This is a genomic window from Streptomyces kanasensis (assembly GCF_043077165.1).
GTDB lineage: Bacteria > Actinomycetota > Actinomycetes > Streptomycetales > Streptomycetaceae > Streptomyces > Streptomyces changanensis.
This window is the reverse complement of sequence record NZ_JBIBSF010000001.1, coordinates 688,170-705,515: the sequence shown is the minus strand read 5'-3', so window position 1 is coordinate 705,515 and position 17,346 is coordinate 688,170. Positions and strand designations below refer to the sequence as shown.

The 17,346-nt window shown below is 74.6% G+C and carries 15 protein-coding genes; 3 read left to right on the top strand and 12 right to left on the bottom strand.

From position 1 onward, the window contains the following. Nucleotides 1–2: 2 nt before the first annotated feature. The gene (locus ACF053_RS03080; protein WP_391952186.1) at nucleotides 3–1,565 is read right to left on the bottom strand and encodes an ABC transporter substrate-binding protein; all 1,563 of its coding nucleotides are present in this window, start codon (nucleotides 1,563–1,565) and stop codon (nucleotides 3–5) included. A gap of 259 nt (nucleotides 1,566–1,824) precedes the next feature. Here ACF053_RS03080 and ACF053_RS03075 point away from each other — a divergent pair, with 259 nt between their 5' ends. Continuing rightward, nucleotides 1,825–2,295 (top strand): hypothetical protein, encoded by a 471-nt coding sequence (locus tag ACF053_RS03075; protein ID WP_391952185.1) that lies wholly within the window; start codon nucleotides 1,825–1,827, stop codon nucleotides 2,293–2,295. On the opposite strand, the gene ACF053_RS03070 is transcribed toward ACF053_RS03075, so the two are convergent. The 3 genes from ACF053_RS03070 to ACF053_RS03060 form a co-directional block, all read right to left on the bottom strand. Further along, the gene (locus ACF053_RS03070; RefSeq protein WP_391952184.1) at nucleotides 2,296–2,898 is read right to left on the bottom strand and encodes a TetR/AcrR family transcriptional regulator; all 603 of its coding nucleotides are present in this window, start codon (nucleotides 2,896–2,898) and stop codon (nucleotides 2,296–2,298) included. Between the two features lie 8 nt (nucleotides 2,899–2,906). Then, nucleotides 2,907–3,443 carry a hypothetical protein gene (locus ACF053_RS03065; protein WP_391952183.1) on the bottom strand — a complete coding sequence of 179 codons (537 nt, stop codon included), beginning with the start codon at nucleotides 3,441–3,443 and terminating at the stop codon, nucleotides 2,907–2,909. A 62-nt stretch (nucleotides 3,444–3,505) separates the two neighbouring features. Beyond that, nucleotides 3,506–4,708: a globin domain-containing protein gene (locus ACF053_RS03060; RefSeq protein WP_391952182.1), complete on the bottom strand. Its 1,203-nt coding sequence runs from the start codon at nucleotides 4,706–4,708 to the stop codon at nucleotides 3,506–3,508. A gap of 362 nt (nucleotides 4,709–5,070) precedes the next feature. On the opposite strand from ACF053_RS03060, the gene ACF053_RS03055 reads away from it, so the two are divergent. Next, on the top strand, nucleotides 5,071–5,436 hold the full coding sequence (locus ACF053_RS03055) for a VOC family protein (RefSeq protein WP_391952181.1): 366 nt from the start codon (nucleotides 5,071–5,073) through the stop codon (nucleotides 5,434–5,436). Nucleotides 5,437–5,785: 349 nt separating this feature from the next. On the opposite strand, the gene ACF053_RS03050 is transcribed toward ACF053_RS03055, so the two are convergent. From ACF053_RS03050 to ACF053_RS03015, 8 genes are all read right to left on the bottom strand, one after another. After that, nucleotides 5,786–7,393, bottom strand: a complete 1,608-nt coding sequence (locus tag ACF053_RS03050; RefSeq protein WP_391952180.1) for an MFS transporter — start codon at nucleotides 7,391–7,393, stop codon at nucleotides 5,786–5,788. A gap of 143 nt (nucleotides 7,394–7,536) precedes the next feature. After that, the gene (locus tag ACF053_RS03045) at nucleotides 7,537–9,876 is read right to left on the bottom strand and encodes an FAD-dependent oxidoreductase (RefSeq protein ID WP_391952179.1); all 2,340 of its coding nucleotides are present in this window, start codon (nucleotides 9,874–9,876) and stop codon (nucleotides 7,537–7,539) included. A 57-nt stretch (nucleotides 9,877–9,933) separates the two neighbouring features. Then, on the bottom strand, nucleotides 9,934–10,752 hold the full coding sequence (locus ACF053_RS03040; protein ID WP_391952178.1) for an SAM-dependent methyltransferase: 819 nt from the start codon (nucleotides 10,750–10,752) through the stop codon (nucleotides 9,934–9,936). 93 nt (nucleotides 10,753–10,845) lie between these two features. Continuing rightward, nucleotides 10,846–11,253 carry a lipocalin-like domain-containing protein gene (locus tag ACF053_RS03035; protein WP_391952177.1) on the bottom strand — a complete coding sequence of 136 codons (408 nt, stop codon included), beginning with the start codon at nucleotides 11,251–11,253 and terminating at the stop codon, nucleotides 10,846–10,848. After that, the gene (locus ACF053_RS03030; RefSeq protein ID WP_391952629.1) at nucleotides 11,250–12,311 is read right to left on the bottom strand and encodes an aldo/keto reductase; all 1,062 of its coding nucleotides are present in this window, start codon (nucleotides 12,309–12,311) and stop codon (nucleotides 11,250–11,252) included. The genes ACF053_RS03035 and ACF053_RS03030 overlap by 4 nt, the downstream gene beginning before the upstream one ends. Beyond that, nucleotides 12,311–13,093 carry a thioesterase II family protein gene (locus ACF053_RS03025; RefSeq protein ID WP_391952176.1) on the bottom strand — a complete coding sequence of 261 codons (783 nt, stop codon included), beginning with the start codon at nucleotides 13,091–13,093 and terminating at the stop codon, nucleotides 12,311–12,313. The genes ACF053_RS03030 and ACF053_RS03025 overlap by 1 nt, the downstream gene beginning before the upstream one ends. A gap of 38 nt (nucleotides 13,094–13,131) precedes the next feature. Beyond that, the gene (locus ACF053_RS03020; RefSeq protein ID WP_391952175.1) at nucleotides 13,132–15,933 is read right to left on the bottom strand and encodes a type I polyketide synthase; all 2,802 of its coding nucleotides are present in this window, start codon (nucleotides 15,931–15,933) and stop codon (nucleotides 13,132–13,134) included. Next, a complete protein-coding gene (locus tag ACF053_RS03015; protein WP_391952174.1) occupies nucleotides 15,927–16,331 on the bottom strand; it encodes a phosphopantetheine-binding protein in 405 nt (134 codons plus the stop codon). Before ACF053_RS03015 ends, ACF053_RS03020 begins: the two co-directional genes overlap by 7 nt. A 119-nt stretch (nucleotides 16,332–16,450) precedes the next feature. Here ACF053_RS03015 and ACF053_RS03010 point away from each other — a divergent pair, with 119 nt between their 5' ends. Beyond that, nucleotides 16,451–17,338, top strand: coding sequence for a LysR family transcriptional regulator (locus tag ACF053_RS03010; RefSeq protein ID WP_391952173.1), 888 nt, complete (start codon nucleotides 16,451–16,453; stop codon nucleotides 17,336–17,338). Nucleotides 17,339–17,346: the final 8 nt, after the last annotated feature.

The following is a 17,346-nucleotide window of genomic DNA, read 5'->3' as shown; positions in this document are numbered from 1 at the left end:
CGTCAGGCCAGCCACACCTTGTCGAAGCGGGCGGAGTGCAGGGTGTTGGGCGGGGCCGCCTCCATGCCGCGGACCCGCGACGAGACGGCGTTCAGCCAGTCCGGGTGGCCCCACACGAGCAGACCGCCCTCGTCGTGCACGGTGCGCTGCAAGGCTCCGTACAGGGCGGTGCGTTCGGCCGTGTCGGTGGTGGACTGGGCCTTGGCGAACGTCGCGTCGAAGTCCTTGCGGCGCCACGCCGAGGCGTTGAACGCGGACGTGCTGAGCAGCCGGTCGTTGATGTAGTTGGGGATGGTCATCGCACCGGAGCGGTGGCTGCCCATGACGCCCTTGGCGAGCTGGTCCTTGAAGTACGTCTCCGAAGGCCCGGTGGTCACCTTCACCCGCAGGCCGGCGTCGGCGGCCTGCTCGGCGAAGAGGGTCGCGGCCTCCACGAAGCCGTTGGCCACCGACGAGGTGTAGATGGACAGCGTCCTGTTGAGCGCACCGGCCTTCTTGAGCAGGGTGCGCGCCTCGTCGACGTCACGCGTGCGCTGGGGGACGTCCCCGGGGTAGTACTGGTAGCCCTTGCCGAACATGTCGTTGCCGACGACGCCCTGGCCGGCGAGGACGACCTGCACGAGCTTCTCGCGGTCGGCGAGCAGCTTGAGGGCCAGGGTGACCCGGGGGTCGTCGAAGGGCTCCTGGTCGCACTTCATCACGAGGGCGTGGGCGGTGCTGCCCTTGGCGGCCAGGATCCGTACGGCCCTGTCGGCCTGGACGGTCCGGGCGAAGGTCGGCGTCATCTCGTAGCCGAACTCCGCCTCCCCGGCCCGCAGGGCGTTGCCCCGGGCGTCGGCGTCGGCGGACAGGATCCGCAGCTCGTCGACGTACGCGCCGCCGTCCCAGTGGTCGTCGAAGCGGGTCGCGGCGAAGGAGCGGCCCGCCTGGAACGACGTCAGCCGGAACGCCCCCGTCCCCACGGGCTTGGCCGGGTCGGCGTACCGGGCGCTGACGACGGCCGTGCCCAGGGTGCCGAGGAGGGCCGGGAACTCGGCGGCGGGCCGCTTCAGCGCCACCTCGACGACGTTCTTGCCCACGCCGCGGCTCTTGCCGAGGTCGATGACGGAGAGCATGCCCTGCGCGAAGTGGTCGGTCGCCTTGGGGTCGAGGACGCGGGCGAAGGTGAAGAGGACGTCCTCGGGGGTGAGGGCCTTCCCGTCGTGGAACAGCGCCTTGCGCAGGGTGAAGCGCCATACGGTGGCGTCGGCGTTGGACTCCCACTTCTCGGCGAGGCGCGGCACGGGCTTCATCCCGGCGTCGAGCTCCACGAGCCGGTCGAACAGGGCCTTGGTGCGGGCCATGTCGATGGCCAGGGCCTCCGCGTGCGGATCGATGGTCTCCTGCTCGCCGCCGCCGGTGAACAGGGCCCGGAACCGGCCGCCGCGCCGGGGCTCCCCCTTGCCCCCACCCGCGGCCCCCTCCCCGGAGCCCGCGCCACCGCCACCGCACGCGGTCAGGGCCAGACCGCCGGCGGTCGCGCCGGTCAGGGCGAGGAACTCTCGACGGTTACGGAAGATCGACATGCTGCTCCCAGGGCTCACGTGACGGACCCCGCGCCACACGGCCGCAGGACGGTGCGGAGGGGCGCGGGGCGTGAGCAGCATTGCCCAGATGAAAACGATTGTCAATCCAATCTGACGATCAGTCGATCGGTGGGCCGGGTGGCGCGCGGGCGTCGCGCGGGCCCCTCGGGTGCGCGCACGCGCCGCCGCCACCGCCGCGGCAGGGGACGGGCAGGGCTGGTCGACTGCCCCTCCGCGGCGTGCGCCAGGTTGCGGCGGTGTGACCAGGGTGAGGACGAGGCGGTGGGTGTGGCTGGGCGTCGGTGCGGCCGTGCCGGCGCTGCTGCTGGTGGCGCTGCCGGCGGTGTACTTCGTGACCGTCCACGGATGCGGCGAGGCGGAGCACCGCCTCGCCCGGACGATGGCCCGCGAGGCGGTGCTGGCGGTCGCGCCCGCGCGCGGGGCGGAGCGGGTCGACACGTACGAGGGGTGCGACGACGACGACCTCTTCGTGTGGGCGGGGAGGACGTACCGCTACGGCGGTCCCGCGGAGGCCGCACTGCGCCGCTACCGCGAGGCGGCCGAGGCGGACGGCTGGCGGCAGCGGACCGTGGCCGCGGGTGATCCCGTGTCCGGCTGTCTCGGCAAGGAGCTGGGCGGCACGACCGCGTATCTGACGGTGGGCGAGACGGACGGAGGTCTCCTCGACGTGTCCATCACGGCTGACCGGCAGGGCTCGGAGTGGTGCTGACTACCTCGGGTCGACGCCCGCGCCCCCGGCGGGCGGCGGCGTCTGCCACAGCCTTGCCAGGTACGCGGTGAGGGCCTGGGTCACGCCACCGTCCGCACGGTCCGGGTGGGCGAGGGTCCACTCGTCCACGGCCGTGAAGACCGCCACCGTCACCATGGTGAGCAGCTCGGCGCTCGGCCCGGGGTCGATCACCCCGACGCGCAGGCCGTTGTCGACGAGACGGTGGATCCAGGAGTCGTCGGCGTGCTCCAGGCCCCGGCCCGCGGCCAGTACGGCCCGGTCGTCGGGGTGGGTGCGCAGGTGCTCCGCGAGCCGGGAGGCCCCTTCCGCCAGCTGCGCCCACAGCTCGCCCGCCGTGGCGACCTCCGTCCACGGGCCGAGGGCGGCGAGCGTCCGGCGGGCGGCGTCGCCGACCACCGCGTCGAACAGGTCCTCCTTGCCGTCGAAGTAGTGATAGGCGGACGTCTTGGAGATGCCCGCCTCGGCGATGATCCGGTTGAAGGAGGCCGCGTCCCTCCCGGCCCGGGCGAAGTGCGCGCGGGCCACGGCGAGGAGGGCCGCCTGGGTGTCGGAGGGCAGCCGGTGGAAGCGGGGCAGGGGCATGGGCGTGCCTAACCGGCGACGGTGGGTGAGGGGGCGGCCGGCGGCCGTACGGGCGTGAGCGTACGGCCGGCCCGGGCCGTCAGACCCCAGTGCGCCACCCACAGGGGGACCGCGACCGCTCCGCCGACGTACCCGGCCGCGCCGGGGAAGAGCGACAGGATCTGGAAGGCGCACCAGCCGTGGCCGAGCACCGCCCACCGCCGGACGAACCGGCGATCCACCCGGCCGTCGGCGGCCAGTGACCTGGCGCCGGCGTGCACGATGAAGAAGTCCTCGGTGAAGTTGTACGGGATCGCGAACATCCACCACACGGACGCGGGGCTCCGCTCGGCGGCGCCGGGCCGTACGCGCTCCAGCATCCGCTGGAGCGCCCGGCAGTAGAGCGCGACCAGCCCCAGGAAGACCAGGACGACGGCGAGCGCGACGGGCACGCCCAGCCCCCCGACCTCGCCGAGGAGTCCGCGCCCCCACTGCGGGGCCCAGAGCGGCTGACAGAGCAGGAAGGTGACCGCGGCGGTCCCCGCGGCCTTCACCCAGGCGATCACAAGGCGAATGTACTGGTGGTACACACCGCTGGTCCACGCCTGGGGCGGCCGCGGGTGGACCGTCAGGCAGCGGCGTCGGCCAGCCACAGGTCGGGGCCGAAGACCTCGTAGCGGATGGCGCGCGCGGGGACACCGCTCCGCAGCAGCTGTGCCCTGGCCTCGCGCATGAACGGGAGCGGACCGCACAGGTACACGCTCGCGCCGGCGGCCGGCTCCAGCCCGGCGAGGTCCATCCGCCCCGTCCGCGAGCCGGGCTCGTCCACCGCGTCCCGCTCGTACCAGAACGTGGCGCGCGCATCGGGCAGCGTGCCGATCAGCCGCCGGGTGTCGGCGCGCAGCGCGTGGTCGGCGGGTGAGCGGTCGGCGTGCAGGACCGTGACCGGGCGGGCGGACCCGGTGGCCGCGAGGTGCTCCAGCATGGCGACCATCGGGGTGCAGCCGATACCGGCGGAGACCAGCAGCAGCGGCGCGTCCCCGTCGTCCAGCACGACGTCGCCGAAGGGGGCGGAAAGGGTGAGCTCGGCACCGACCCCGACCGTACGGTGCAGCAGGTTCGACACCTCGCCCTCGGGTGCGCCGTCGCCCCGCACGCGCTTGACGGTGATCCGGCGCGTCTCGTCGCCGGGGGCCGAGGAGAGGCTGTACTGACGCAGCTGGTGCACGCCGTCGGGCATCCGCACGCGCACGCTGACGTACTGCCCGGCCCGGGCGCGCGGGGCGGGGGCGCCGTCGGAGGGCCGCAGCAGGAAGGAGGCGGTGTCGGGGGTCTCCTCGCGGCGTTCGACGACCGTCCACCGCCGCCAGGGGTGCCCGGGGCGCACCTGGGCTTCGAGGTAGAGGCGCGCCTCCTGGGCGACGAGGGCGCCGGCCATCAGCCAGTAGACCTCGTCCCAGGCCGCCGCGACGTCCGGGGTGACCGCCTCGCCGAGGACGTCCACGATGGCGGCGAACAGGTACTTGTGCACGATCGTGTACTGGTCTTCGGTGACGCCGACGGCCACGTGCTTGTGGGCGATGCGGGCGAGCAGGGCGTCCGGGCGGGTGTCGGGGTCGGCCAGCAGCGCACCGGCGAAGGCGGCGATGGATCCGGCCAGTGCCCGGCGCTGCGCCCCGCTGGCCTGGTTCCCGCGGTTGAACATGCCGTCCAGCAGCTCCGGGCGCTCGGCGAACATCGTGGCGTAGAAGCGGGTGGTTATCTCGTCCAGGGCCCCGCCGACGGCAGGCAGGGTGGCCCGGATCAGCGCGGCCGACTCGGCAGACAGCATGACGCTCCTGAGGAAAAGGGGGGAGAGGTGACGCTGCCGCAGGGCAGGCTCCCCCTGGTGTAGCAGTCCGAGGACCGCCCCGGGTCGCGCGCAGGCACGACGCGGGACCAAGGTCCCGGCGGTCAGGGCCCCCCGGCCCGGTACGGAGCGCGCGAGCCGGGACCACCGACCCCGGCGTCCGGCCCCGCACCCCCGCCGCCCCGATCCCTCCGCACGGGACGCACGGAACCGCACGGGCGCCACGGAGGGAGGCGGGCGCGTACGGCCGGGAGATCGAAAAGCTCGGGAAACATGACGGAACCTGTCAGGAATGAGCGGCACACTCCAGTCGTCCCGTGAGACCCACCCCCAAGGAGTGAGTGATGTCGCCCTCGATCGTCTTCATCGTCTACGTCAACGACGCGCCCGCGGCAGCCGACTTCTACGCGGACCTCCTGGAGATCAAGCCGACCTTCCAGCACCCCGCGTACATCGCCTTCAGCCTGGGCGAGGATGCGGAGCTCGCGCTCTGGAGCGGGCGGATCGACGACCTGACGCCGTCGGTGCGGCGCACCAGCGAGGTCTGTCTCACGCTGCCCGGCGGCCCCGAAGCGATCGACCGGCGGTTCGAGCAGTGGGAGGCGAAGGGCGTCCGCGTGGTCAGCCGGCCGAGCGACGAGGTGTTCGGACGCACGTTCGTCGTCGCGGATCCGGACGGCAACCTGATCCGCGTCGCGCCCGTCGACTGACGGCGGGCCGCCGCCCCTCGCCAGACGCCCCGTTCGCCCCCGCGGACCGCCGCCGGCCGCCCCGGCGCCGGTCGGGAACGGCGACGCGGCGCGCGCAGGCGCGCGGCCGACGGACACGCCTTGCGGCGCCGCACCCCGCGGGGTGCGGCGCCGCAAGGCGTGTCCGATGTGCGGCAGCCGCGTACCCCCGTCCGCCGCACGGAGGTGTCCCGGGCGACGCCCCCATGGCGCCGCCCGCGACCCGGCCCGCCCCCACCGGCCCGTCAGAAGTCCCTGACCGCGGCCGGCGATCCCGGCGGAGACGGGTGCGCTCCGGGAAGCGGGGTGCCGACCTTCCCCGGCGCTCCCGTCACACGCCGTCACCCGTGCTCGGGGCGTGGTCCCGGGCTTCCGCTCCAGGGGTGTGCGCCGGGGCGGGAGCGGCACCCTCCTCCTGTTCCTCGTGCGCTGCCGGCTTCACTCCCCGCAGCAGCAGGACGGCGCCCACCGCCAACGCGAGCATCAGGGGCGCGGCCACGAAGGCGTTGACCTGCAGGCCGCGGGCGAACGCCTCACGAGCGGCGTCCGCCAGGGCCGTGCCCGCCTCTCCCGGCAGGCGCGCCGCGCCCTCCAGCGCCGCGGCCAGCGTGTCGTCCGCACCGGCCGCTCCGGCGGGCGTGCCCCCGGGGTACGCGTCGGCCATGCCGGCGCGGTAGACGACGGTGGCGAGGCTCCCCACCACCGCGATGCCGAGGGCGCCGCCGAACTCGATGCAGGTCTCCGAGAGGGCCGCCGAGGGCCCGGCGCGTTCGGGCGGGGCGCTGCCGACGACCATGTCGGTGCCCAGGGCGGAGATCGGGGCCAGACCGGCGAACATGAGGACGGAGGCCGTCAGGACGAGGCCGGGACCGGTGTCCGCCGACACGCCCCAGAGGACGGCGAAGCCCACGGCCGCCAGCGCCATGCCCGCCCCGAACAGATGGGCCGGGGGCACCCTGCCCATGAGGGTGGAGGCCGCCAGCGCGGCGATCATGCCGGCGACCACGGCGGGGAAGATCCACATGCCGGTGCGGAGCGGGGAGAGCCCCAGCGCGCTCTGCAGGAACTGCGCGATGAGGAACTGCAGGCCCATCAGGAACATCACGGTCACGAGCAGCGTCATCAGCGACGCGCTGAAGGCCCGGTCGGCGAACAGCCGGATGTCGAGCAGGGGGTGCGCCAGGCCGCGCTGACGCCGGACGAAGACGAAGCCGACGACCGCGCCGACCACGACGGCCGCGGCGGAGACGGGCTCCGGACCGTGCTTGGCCATCTCCTTGAAGCCGTAGATCACGGACAGCACGGCGACCATCGACAGCACCGAGCTGGTGAAGTCGACGCGCCCGCCCTGCGGATTGCGGTACTCGGGCAGGAGGAGGGGCCCGAGGACGAGCAGCAGGACCATCACCGGGACGGCCAGCAGGAAGACCGAGCCCCACCAGAAGTACTGCAGGAGCACCCCGCCCACCACGGGCCCGAGGGCCCCGCCGAGCATGAAGCTGCTCGACCAGATGGTGACGGCGGTGGTGCGCTGCGCGGGCACCGGGAACATGTGGCGCACCAGCGACAGGGTGGAGGGTGCGAGGCTCGCTCCCGCCACACCCAGCAGGGCCCGTGCGACGATCAGCATCTCCGGCGTCCAGGCGTACGCCGTGAGCACCGACGCCACGGCGAAGGCGGCGGCTCCGAGCAGCAGCAGGCGCCGACGGCCCACCCGGTCGCCCAGGGTGCCCATCGTGATGAGGAAACCGGCGATCGCGAACCCGTAGATGTCGGTGATCCAGAGCAGTTGGGAACTGCTCGGGCCCAGGTCCGCGCCGATCTGGGGGATCGCCAGGTGCAGCAGGGTCAGGTCCATCGTGACCAGCATCGACGGAAGGGTCAGCACGGCCAGGCCGATCCACTCCCGTTTCGTCGCCCGTAAGGACGTGTCGTGCATCAGTGGGGTCTTTCCCTCCGTGCGGGGCCGGGCGGCGCGGGGCCGCGCCGGCGGGGGTGGCGTTCGTGACCGGGGCGGGCGACGGAGCTGGTCAACTCGGCGCGCCCGCCCGGGCATTACTCTGCCCGGGCGAGGTCGCGATGTCAGGCCGACGCGCGGCGGGCGATCAGGAACCGGGGGTGCCCGTCACCGTCGGTGTGGCTGGTGACCGACGTGAAACCGGCGTCGCGGACGAGGTCGGCGACGGCGTCCGCGAGGGCGTCGTGGTGCTCCACCGCCAGCACGCCGCCGGGGGTGAGCAGGCGTGCCGCCGCCGTGACCACCGAGCGCACCGTGTCGAGTCCGTCCCAGCCGCCGCGGACGGCGGCCCTGGGCTGGTGGTCCGACAGTTCCGGCACGAGCTGGATGCGGTCGGGTACGTTCGGCGGGACGGCCGTGACGAGGTCGACGCGGCCGCCGAGGTCCGTGAGGAGCCGCTCGTCGGTGACGTCGCCCTCGACGAAGTCGACGTCGGAGCCGACGCGCGGGGCCAGGCCGCTCCTGTTCCGTTCGGCCCACCGGAGGGCGGAGGCGGAGTTGTCCACGCCGGTGACGGTCGAGCCGGGGCGCAGGGCGCCGACGGCCAGGGCGACCGCCCCGGAGCCGGTGCACAGGTCGACCACCCGGGGGCGCTCGGCGGTGCAGCGGGCGAGAGCCTCGGTGACCATGGCCTCGGTACGCCTCCTGGGGATGTAGGCGCCTTCGCCGACCTCCAGCTCCAGGTCGAAGAAGCGGGCCCGGCCGACGAGGTACTCCAGCGGCTCCCGTTCGGCGCGGCGGGCCACCAGCGACCGGAACGCCTCGCTCTCCTTCTCGGGCAGCGGCTCGTCGGCGCCGCCGTCCTGGTCGTGACCGGGCATCGCGTGCGCGGCGAGGGCCAGGGCGTCGGCACGCGGCTCCGGGACCCGGGCCGCGGCGAGGAGCCCGGCCGCGTCGTCGATCAGATCGCCGGCCGACCGCGGGCGCCGCGCCGCCTGGGGGAACCTGGCACGGCAGTTGTCGTAGTAGGCGCGCAGCCACTTCGTCAACAGCGGTTCCGTCCGCGAGGCGGCCAGCAGGTCGGGCTGCGGGGTGAACTCCGGGTCGAGTTCCTCCGCCCAGGCGTCGTAGGTGGGCTTGAGGGCGACGTCGAAGAACTCCTGCCAGTCGGTGGGGACCTGCCAGTGCTGTTCGTACCCGGTGGCCAGGGTGTGCTCCACCGTCGTGTCGACGATGGCCCGCCGTGACACGCCCTGCAGCGGCGGCCGCTCGGGGGTGAAGGGGTCCAGGTCCAGCTGCGGGGTCTCGCCCGACATCCGCCGGCCGAACTCCTGGGCGAGCAGGGGGGACAGGAACAGCCCGTCCCGGTAGGTGCCGGTCATCATCCACAGACCGCTCAGGGGCGTCTCCCCGAGCAGCGGGAACCCGTCGAGGGAGATGGGCCGGTTGCCCACGTTCACGCCGACGACCGTGCTGGTCCACAGGTTGCGGCGGGTCTGGCGGTGGGAGCATTCGAGCAGGAACAGGATGTCCCGCATCACCGGGTCGGCCAGCGGGCGCGGACTGACGATGTTGGTCGCGCCGACGTAGACGCGTCCCGCGCCGCGCGGCACGATGTGCAGGCCGCACGCGAAGGCGCGGTTGGGGGTCCTGATCACGGAGTCGGGCTGCGTCCCGTCCTGGGTGGTGACGAGGGCGGAGACCCCGTAGCCGGCGACGAGCCGGGGGATGCAGTCGCCGAGCCCCGGTACGGAGTCCACCAGGTCCTGCGTGCCCACCCCGCCTGCCAGGAGCACCTGTCCCGCCAGGAGCCGTTCGCCGTTGTCCAGCACCACGCCGCACGCCCGGCCGCCCTCGCTGATCACGGAGGCGGCGTGGCCGTCCACGAGGGTGACGCCGAGGTCCCGCGCCGTCCGCTCGAGCCGCAGCAGCAGGCGGCCGGAGTCCACGGCGTGCTCGGAGGGGATGTGCAGGGCCTGCAGGGGGCGGGAGTTGGGGTCGGGGTCGAGCCAGGCGACGTCGGCCGGGTCGACCGTTTCGTAGGGCTCGTCGTGCTTCTCGAGCATCGAGCGGATCGCGTGGAAGTTCCCGCTGTCGATGCCCGCCGTGCCGACGCTGTTGAGCAGGACGGTGGTGCCGGTCGCGGTGAGGATGTCGCGGCCGTCGGACGACCCGCCGGAGATGCCCTCCAGCCACTCGGGCCAGATGTCCTTCGCCTTGAGGTCGAGGTCGAACTTGAGCCGGCCGTACTCGTTGTCCACCAGCGCGGTGGTCACCTCGCCGAAGCAGCCGAGCATGGCGCCGGCCGCCGTCGACGCGGCGTACGGGCGGTGCGTGCGGCCGATCAGGGCGACCGAGGCGCCGCGGCGGGCCAGTTCCACGGCGGCGGACGAGCCGAGGGCACCGTTGCCCACGACGATGACGTCGTGACCGGAGGTCTGGTCCGGGGCGGGTGTGTGAGGCATCGGGGGAGACTCCTTGAGGTGGGAGAGCCGTTGCGAGTGGGGGAGGAGGTCGGGTGGTCAGTCCTTGACGCCCATGCCGACCACACCGCTGTGGGTCATGGGGTGGTCCGTCTCGGTGCCCTCGTCGGGGCGCCAGTCGGCCATTCCGGTCAGGCCGGGCTCCAGCAGGGTGAAACCGTCGAAGAAGCGGCCGGTCTCGGCGGGGCCGCGGTTCTGCAGACTGCTGCCGAAGCCCTGGTACACCCCTTGGATCGCGTCGGAGGTCGTACCCGCGTCGTCCGGCCGGACGTAGGCGTGGGACACGATCAGGACGCTGCCGGGGGCCATGGCGTCGCGGAGTTCGGCGACCTTCGCCCGGGGGTCGTCCTTGTCGTCGATGAAGTGGAGGACGGCCGCGAGCGTCAGCGCCAGCGGCTCGTCGAAGTCGAGGAGGGCCCGGACGTCCGGGTCCGCGAGGACGTCGTGCGGCTTGAGGAAGTCCCCCCGCACGGCGACCGCGGCGGGGTCGTCCCCCAGGATGGCCCGGTTGTGCGCCACCCCCTCGGGATCCAACTCGACGTACGCCACGCGGGCGTCGGGCCTGACGCGCCGGGCCACGTCGTGGATGTTCCCGGGACCGTCGACCAGGTAGCCGGAACCGATGTCCAGGAACTGGGTGATGCCGCGCTCGGCGGCGTGCCGCACCGCGCGCCGCAGGAAGGCCCGGTTGGCGCGGATGGCGATGTCCAGGCCGGGCAGGGCCCGCAGCGCGGCGCTCGCGGCTTCGCGGTCGGGGTCATGGCTGTGGTCTCCCCCCACGTAGAAGTCGTACATCCGGGCGACGCTCGGGGCGCCCGCGGCCCCGTCCGCCGGGGGCTGGTCGGAACGTCGTTCCATGGTGTGCCTCCCTCTCCATCGGTGTGCGGTGCGTGGTGTGCGGTGCGTGGTGTGCGGATCCGGGGCGGGGTTGGGCCCGGGCTCGGGGGGCGGTCACGGCGCGTCGCGGCCGACGCGCTCCCAGACCAGGACGCGCCTCTCGACGGTGGACAGCGCGCCGCCCGTGAGGGTCAGCCGGTCCCCGTCCAGCTCCAGCAGCCGCACCTGGGCGCTGTCCAGCCAGTCCGGTCGGGCGGCGACGGTGAGGGTGTGGACCACCCGGTCGCCCTCGCGGTGCCACGTCCCCGCGTAGCTGAGGTACTCGGGGGGTCCCGCGGCGGGCATCATGTGGACGGCCACGTGCCCGGTGACGCTGTAGAAGAGCAGGCCGACGGGGGACTCCCCGAGCGGACCCGGGCGCCGCCCGCCGTCCGGGGCGAGGGTCTCGAAGGAGACCAGCCGCCACACCCCGGCCAGGTCGGCCGTCGGCCCCTGGGGGACCGGGGGCGTGGGCGCGGTCACGGGACGCGCACCGCGGGCGGGCGGACACGGGAGGCGTCGCCGCCCAGCAGGGCGTCGCGCGCGCTGTGCGCGATCTCGTGCGGGGAGCCGAGGGGGACGGCGCTGACGGCGTCCAGGCGCCGGACGTGCGTGTCGTCGAGTTCCAGGTCGAGCGCCGCGAGGTAGTCGTCGAGCTGGGCGGTGGTACGCGGCCCGATGACCGTGACCCGGGCCGCCCCGGCCCGCCGGGCGCGGATGTCGAGCCAGGCGACGGCGACCTGCCCGGGCGGGGCACCCACCTCCTTGGCGATCGAGAGCACCTCGTCGAGCACGGCGGTGCGGTGGCCGTCGGACTCGGTGCGGATGACGCGGCCGTGCCAGTCCGTGAGCCGGCCCTCGGAGCCGTTGCGGTACTTCCCCGTCAGCAGCCCCCCGCCGAGCGGCCCCCACAACGCCGCTCCGAGCCCCAGGGCCTCGGCCATGGGCAGCAGTTCGCGGTCGGCGGTGCGCTCGATCAGGCTGTACTCGGTCTGCACACCGACCACCGGCGTCCGGCCCGCGACCTCCCCGAGGGTCACGGCCCGCGCGGTGCGCCACGCCGGGAAGTTCGACAGTCCCGCGTAGCGGATCTTCCCCGCGCGCACGAGGTCGTCGAGCGCCACGACGATCTCCTCGACCGGGGTGAGGTCGTCGGGGAAGTGCGCCCAGTACAGGTCGACGTGGTCGGTCCGCAGCCGGCGCAGGCTGCCCTCCAGCGAGCGGATCACGGCGCTGCGGGAGTTCCCGGTGTTCAGGAGCGCGCGGTCGGCGGCGCTGACGCCGTACGAGAACTTGGTCGCCAGGGTGAAGTGGTCGCGCCGGCCGGCCAGGATCTCCCCGAGGAACGTCTCGGACTGGCCGTCCTGGTAGCAGTCGGCCGTGTCGACCAGGGTGCCGCCCGCCTCGGCGAACCGGTCGACGACGGCGCGCGCCTCGGCCAGGTCGGTGCCGCCTCCCCATGTGGAGCCGAAGTTGACGGTGCCGAGCGCGTAGGCGGACACCCGCAGCCCGCAGCGCCGGCCGAAGACCAGGTGGTCCATCACGTGGGTGCTCCCGTCCGCTGGGTGGTGACGAGGGACCGGGCTCTGTCCCGGACGACGTCGAGGAGTGGCGCGCGGTCCGCGCGGAAGTGGAAGTGGCCGCCGGGCAGGGACAGCCGCCCGGTGACGTGCTCCAGGTGGTCGGACCAGCCGTCGAGGGAGAGCCGATCGGCCTCCTCGGTCCCGCACAGGAGGGTCGCCGGGACGGGGAGGCGCGGACCGGGCCGGTGCTCGTACGCCTCCAGGACGCCCATGTCGCAGCGCAGGGGGTCCAGTACCAGCTTGCGCAGCCGGGGGTCGTCGTGCACCTGGTCGGACAGCGGACCCCAGCGCTCCTCGACCGCCGCGAGCAACTCGTCGTCGGGCAGGCCGGCCAGGGGGGCCTCCCGTCGGCCGGTGCCGATGACGTGCGGCGGCGGGCAGGACGACAGGATCAGATGGCCGGGTCCCTCGCGGCCCTTCCGGTGCAGGGCACGGGCGGTCTCGTAGGCGACGAGGGCCCCGAAGCTGTGGCCGAGGAAGACGGACGGGCCGGTGAAGGAGACCTGGGCCGTCAGGTCCTCGACCAGGGGTTCGAGCCGGTGGTAGGGGGGCTCGGCCAGTCTGGCCGACCTGCCGGGCAGTCGGACGCCCCGGACCCGTAGGTCGGTCAGGTCGTCGGCCCACATCAGGTACTCGCCGACCGAGCCGCCCGCGTGGGCGAAGACGTAGACGTTCGCCACCGCCTCGGTGCTCTCGCGGCGGCTGGCCAGCCAGCGTGGCGCTGTGGTGGGGCGGGGCATCGGACACCTCGATGTCGGGGCGGGGGGTTCGGGGGGCGTCATGACTCCAGCAGCCGTTCGACGGTGGCTGCCAGTTCGGCGGGCTCCGGCGCCTCGAACACCGACAGCACGTCGACGTCCACGGGGAACACCTCGCGGACGCGCTCCACGAGACGGGCCGCGACGAGCGAGTCGCCGCCCAGGTCGAAGAAGCTGTCCGAGGGCGCCACCTCGGAGAAGCCGAGGGTCTCCGCGTACAGGCGGAGGAGGGTGGGCAGGACCTCGGGCCGGCCGGGGTCCGGCCGTCCCGCGGGCGCCGGCTCCCCGGCGGTGTCGCCGGAGCCCGGGGCGGTGGGGTCCGGGGCGGTGGAGTTCCGGCCGCCGGACTCCGGGGCGGTGGGGCCCGCGGCGGCGGGCTCGCGGGCCGGCTCCACCAGGTAGCGCTCCCGCTCGTAGGGGTACGGGGGCAGCGGCAGCAGCCTGCGCGGCCGCTCACCGTGGACGTGCCGCCAGCGCACCGCGGCGCCGCTCAGCCACAGCCGGCCGAGGGTGTCGAGCGCGGTGGCGACGTCGTCGGACCCGTGTCCGCCGCCCGTCGGGGAGTCGGGGAGCACCAGGTGGTCCGGGCCGTACTCGGGGCGGGTGCGGGCCGCGGCGAGCAGCGGACCGTCCGCGGACGCGTCCAGCAGGACCCGCGCCCGGCCGGTCAGCAGCGCCGACAGCGCGCGGCCGGCGAGGTCCCCGCCCGTGTGCAGGGCCGCGCGGGCCCACCGGCCGGGGTCCGCGGCCTCCTCGTCGGTGAAGGGGCGGCCGAGCGGGGCGGCGAGCACCGGGACCCGCGGCGGCCCCAGGAGGCGGCCGGACAGGGCCGCGGTGAGGGCCGCTTCCAGGGCGGGCGCCGCCTCACCGGTCCAGCCGTGGGCGGGGTCCGTGAGGAGACGGACGGCGTCCGTGACCGTCAGGACCTTGGTGACCGCGGCGGCGACGAGCACGCCCGCCCCGACGCCGAGGACGGCGTGCGGCCGGACGCCGCAACGGATCCAGGCCATCGCCCGCGCGTACTCGTGGGCGAACGCGGCCACCCGCGCGGTCGTCCCCCCTCGGGGGACGTCGCGGTCGAGGAGGTCCCCGGCGCCGTCCCCGAGCCCGGCGGCGTCGTGGCACGCGTCCACGGCCTCGCGGTAGGCGGGTTCGGCCCGGTAGCGGTCGGGTGACGGCGCCAGGTCCCCGCCGCCGGAGAAGAGGAAGGCGACCTCCCGGGGCGCGGGGTGCCCGGTGGAGGCCACGGGGCGCGCTCCGTCCCGGCCTTCGAGGACCGCGACGGCCTCCTCCGCCCCGCGCACCACGGCGTAGGCCCGGCAGGCGCGTTCGCGGCGCCCGGACTGCAGGGTCCAGGCGAAGTCGGCGAGTCCTGCCGCGTCCGGCGCCAGGGAGCGCAGCCGCTCGGCGAGGCGCCGGGAGGCCGCCTCCAGGGCCCTGGGGGTGTCGGCGGACAGCACCAGCAGCTGCTCCGCGGCGGCGGGGGGCGCGGAGGGCCGCTCCGGCGGAGCCTCCTCCAGCACGACGTGGGCGTTGGTGCCGCCGATGCCGAACGCGCTGACCCCCGCCCGCCGCGGCCCGCCGTCCGCCGGCCACGGCACGGGGTGGGTGGCGACCCGGAAGGGACTGGCATCGAAGTCGAACTGCGGGTTCGGCTTGTCGAAGTGGAGGCTCGGCGGCACCTGTCCGTGCTGCAGCGCGAGGACGGTCTTGATGAGGCCGGCGGCCCCGGCGGCGGCGTCGGTGTGGCCGATGTTGGTCTTCACGGAGCCGATCCAGCAGTAGCCGGTCCGATCGGTGTCCTGGCGGAAGGCCTCGGTCAGCGCGGTCAGTTCGATCGGGTCGCCGAGCGGCGTGGCGGTGCCGTGGGCCTCGACGTACCCGATGTCCGCGGCGTCGACACCCGCGGCGAGCTGGGCCGCGCGGATCACCGCCGCCTGCCCCGCCACGCTCGGCGCCGTGTAGCCGATGCGGTCGGCGCCGTCGTTGTTGACCGCGGTGCCGCGCACCACGGCGAGCACCGGGTCGCCGTCCGCCCGCGCGTCCGCCAGCCGCTTGAGGACGACCACGCCCACCCCGTCCCCGCCGACCGTCCCGTCCGCCCCGGCGTCGAAGGCGCGGCACTCGCCCCGGGCGGAGATGATGCCGCCCGGGGTGAACTGGCTCTCCTTGGCCGGGACGTGGACGGCCGCGCCGCCGGACAGCGCGACGTCGCACTCGCCCGCCAGCAGGGAGCGGACCGCCGTGTGCAGGGCGACCAGCGAGGTGGAACAGGCGGTCTGGACGGTGACGGCCGGCCCGGTGAACCCGAGCTTGTACGCGACCCGGGAGACGAGGTAGTCGGGGGCGGAGCCGAGGAGGATCTCCCAGTCGGTGACCGAGGGCAGGTCCTGACGGCGCTCGCGCAGCGTCTGCGCGTAGCCGATGTCCGTCCCGCCGCCGAAGACGCCGAAGACGTGCCGGCTGCGCGACGGATCCTGACCGGCCCTCTCCAGGGCCTCCTCGGCGCACTCCAGGAACAGCCGGTGCTGCGGGCTGATGAGGCGCGCCTCCCGCGGGGCGTAGCCGAAGTGGCGGGCGTCGAACCACTCGGGGTCGTCGAGCAGGCCGCGCGCGGGCGTGTACCACGCGCTCGTGCCGTCGGCCCGGTCGCCGCGCACCGGCTCCGGGGCGCGGCGGGTGAGGGACTCCACCCCGCCGACCAGGTTCCGCCAGAAGTCCTCCGGGTCCCGCGCGCCCGGGAAGCGGCAGGCCATGCCGATGATCGCGACGGGCTGACCGGAGCCGTCCCGGTGACTCCCGGGGCTCGCGTACGTCACCATTCCTCATCCTCCTCGTCCCTGCGGGCCCCCCTGGCGAACGACGCGGGGACCCGTCCTCCGTGCGCGGGCCCGATCCCGGCGAGGCGCCCTCCGGGCGTCTCACGGCCGGTGCCCGGGCCGCCGGCGCCACCCGTCCCCGCGGGGGCGGCGAGGTGGGCGGCGAGCCCGCGGACCGTGGGGTACCGGAACAGGTCGACGAGCGGCACGTCCCGGCCGAGACGGGCCAGGAGCCGGTCGCGTACGGCGTGCAGCAGCAGGGAGTGCCCGCCCAGGTCGAAGAAGTTGTCCGACGGACCGACGTCGTCCAGCCCGAGGGCCTCGCACCACAGCTCGGACACGAGACGTTCAAGGTCGGCCGCGCCCGCCGGGTCACGGGCGTCGTCCTCGTGCGCGCTCATACTGCCCTCCTGCTCCTCGACGTGACGGTGTGTCCGCTGACGGCCGGCATGGTCATCGTGGTCGGGGGGCTCGGGGCGGGGCCAATACGGCGATCGCATGGCGCCTAGAATGATTCGGTATGGAGCTGCGCCAGCTGGAGTACTTCCTCGCGGTGGTGGAGGAGCGGAGTTTCACCCGAGCCGCCGCGCGGCTGCACGTCGCCCAGCCCGGTGTGAGCACGCACATCCGGCGGCTGGAGCAGGAACTGGGCCAGCCGTTGCTGGACCGGTCGGGCCCCGCCGTGCGGCCGACGCAGGCCGGGACCACGCTGCTGCCGTACGCCCGCTCGGCGCTCTCCGCCGTCTCGGGGGGCAGGCTGGCACTGGACGAACTGGCCGGGCTCGTCCGCGGCCGGCTGTCGGTGGGCGTCGTCACGTCCTGTTCCACGGTGCCCGTGGCCGACCTGATGGCGGACTTCCACCGCAGCTACCCGGAGGTGGAGATCCACCTGTCGGAGGCGTCCTCGGACCGGCTCGTGGCCGGCCTGCGCGCGGGGGAACTGGACGCCGCGCTGATCGGCGTGGCCTCGGAGCCACCGCCGGGGCTGCACCACCTGATCGTGGTCGACGAACCGGTCGTGGCCGGCGTGGTGCCGGAGGACCCGCTCGCCGCACGGGACGTCGTCCCCCTGGCGGAGCTGTGCGAACGGCCGTTGATCTGCCTGCCCCGGGGGACCGGGGTGCGGGCCGTGCTGGAAGAGGCGTGCGAGAGCCGCGGCATCCCGATGCGGATCACGATGGAGGCCGCCGACCCGCACCGGCTGGTGCAGCTGGCCGAGCGCGGGCTGGGAGTGGCGGTGCTGCCCGCGCCGTTCGCACGACGGCACGGGGACCGGACGCAGGGCGTGGAGATCGTCTCCCCCCGCATCCGGGCGCGCATCGCTCTGGCCTGGTCGGCCGAGCGGGGCATGAGCCCGGCCGGCCAGGCGTTCCTCGACCTCGCGAGGGCCGCCCTCGCCCCCGTGTGACCGGCTGC

Excerpts from the sequence above, each read along its gene's own strand:
- ACF053_RS03080 (WP_391952186.1), bottom strand. The coding sequence starts at position 1,565 with ATGTCGATCTTCCGTAACCGTCGAGAGTTCCTCGCCCTGACCGGCGCG.
- ACF053_RS03070 (WP_391952184.1), bottom strand. The coding sequence starts at position 2,898 with ATGCCCCTGCCCCGCTTCCACCGGCTGCCCTCCGACACCCAGGCGGCC.
- ACF053_RS03060 (WP_391952182.1), bottom strand. The coding sequence starts at position 4,708 with ATGCTGTCTGCCGAGTCGGCCGCGCTGATCCGGGCCACCCTGCCTGCC.
- ACF053_RS03055 (WP_391952181.1), top strand. The coding sequence starts at position 5,071 with ATGTCGCCCTCGATCGTCTTCATCGTCTACGTCAACGACGCGCCCGCG.
- ACF053_RS03050 (WP_391952180.1), bottom strand. The coding sequence starts at position 7,393 with ATGCACGACACGTCCTTACGGGCGACGAAACGGGAGTGGATCGGCCTG.
- ACF053_RS03045 (WP_391952179.1), bottom strand. The coding sequence starts at position 9,876 with ATGCCTCACACACCCGCCCCGGACCAGACCTCCGGTCACGACGTCATC.
- ACF053_RS03040 (WP_391952178.1), bottom strand. The coding sequence starts at position 10,752 with ATGGAACGACGTTCCGACCAGCCCCCGGCGGACGGGGCCGCGGGCGCC.
- ACF053_RS03030 (WP_391952629.1), bottom strand. The coding sequence starts at position 12,311 with ATGGACCACCTGGTCTTCGGCCGGCGCTGCGGGCTGCGGGTGTCCGCC.
- ACF053_RS03025 (WP_391952176.1), bottom strand. The coding sequence starts at position 13,093 with ATGCCCCGCCCCACCACAGCGCCACGCTGGCTGGCCAGCCGCCGCGAG.
- ACF053_RS03020 (WP_391952175.1), bottom strand. The coding sequence starts at position 15,933 with ATGGTGACGTACGCGAGCCCCGGGAGTCACCGGGACGGCTCCGGTCAG.
- ACF053_RS03015 (WP_391952174.1), bottom strand. The coding sequence starts at position 16,331 with ATGAGCGCGCACGAGGACGACGCCCGTGACCCGGCGGGCGCGGCCGAC.
- ACF053_RS03010 (WP_391952173.1), top strand. The coding sequence starts at position 16,451 with ATGGAGCTGCGCCAGCTGGAGTACTTCCTCGCGGTGGTGGAGGAGCGG.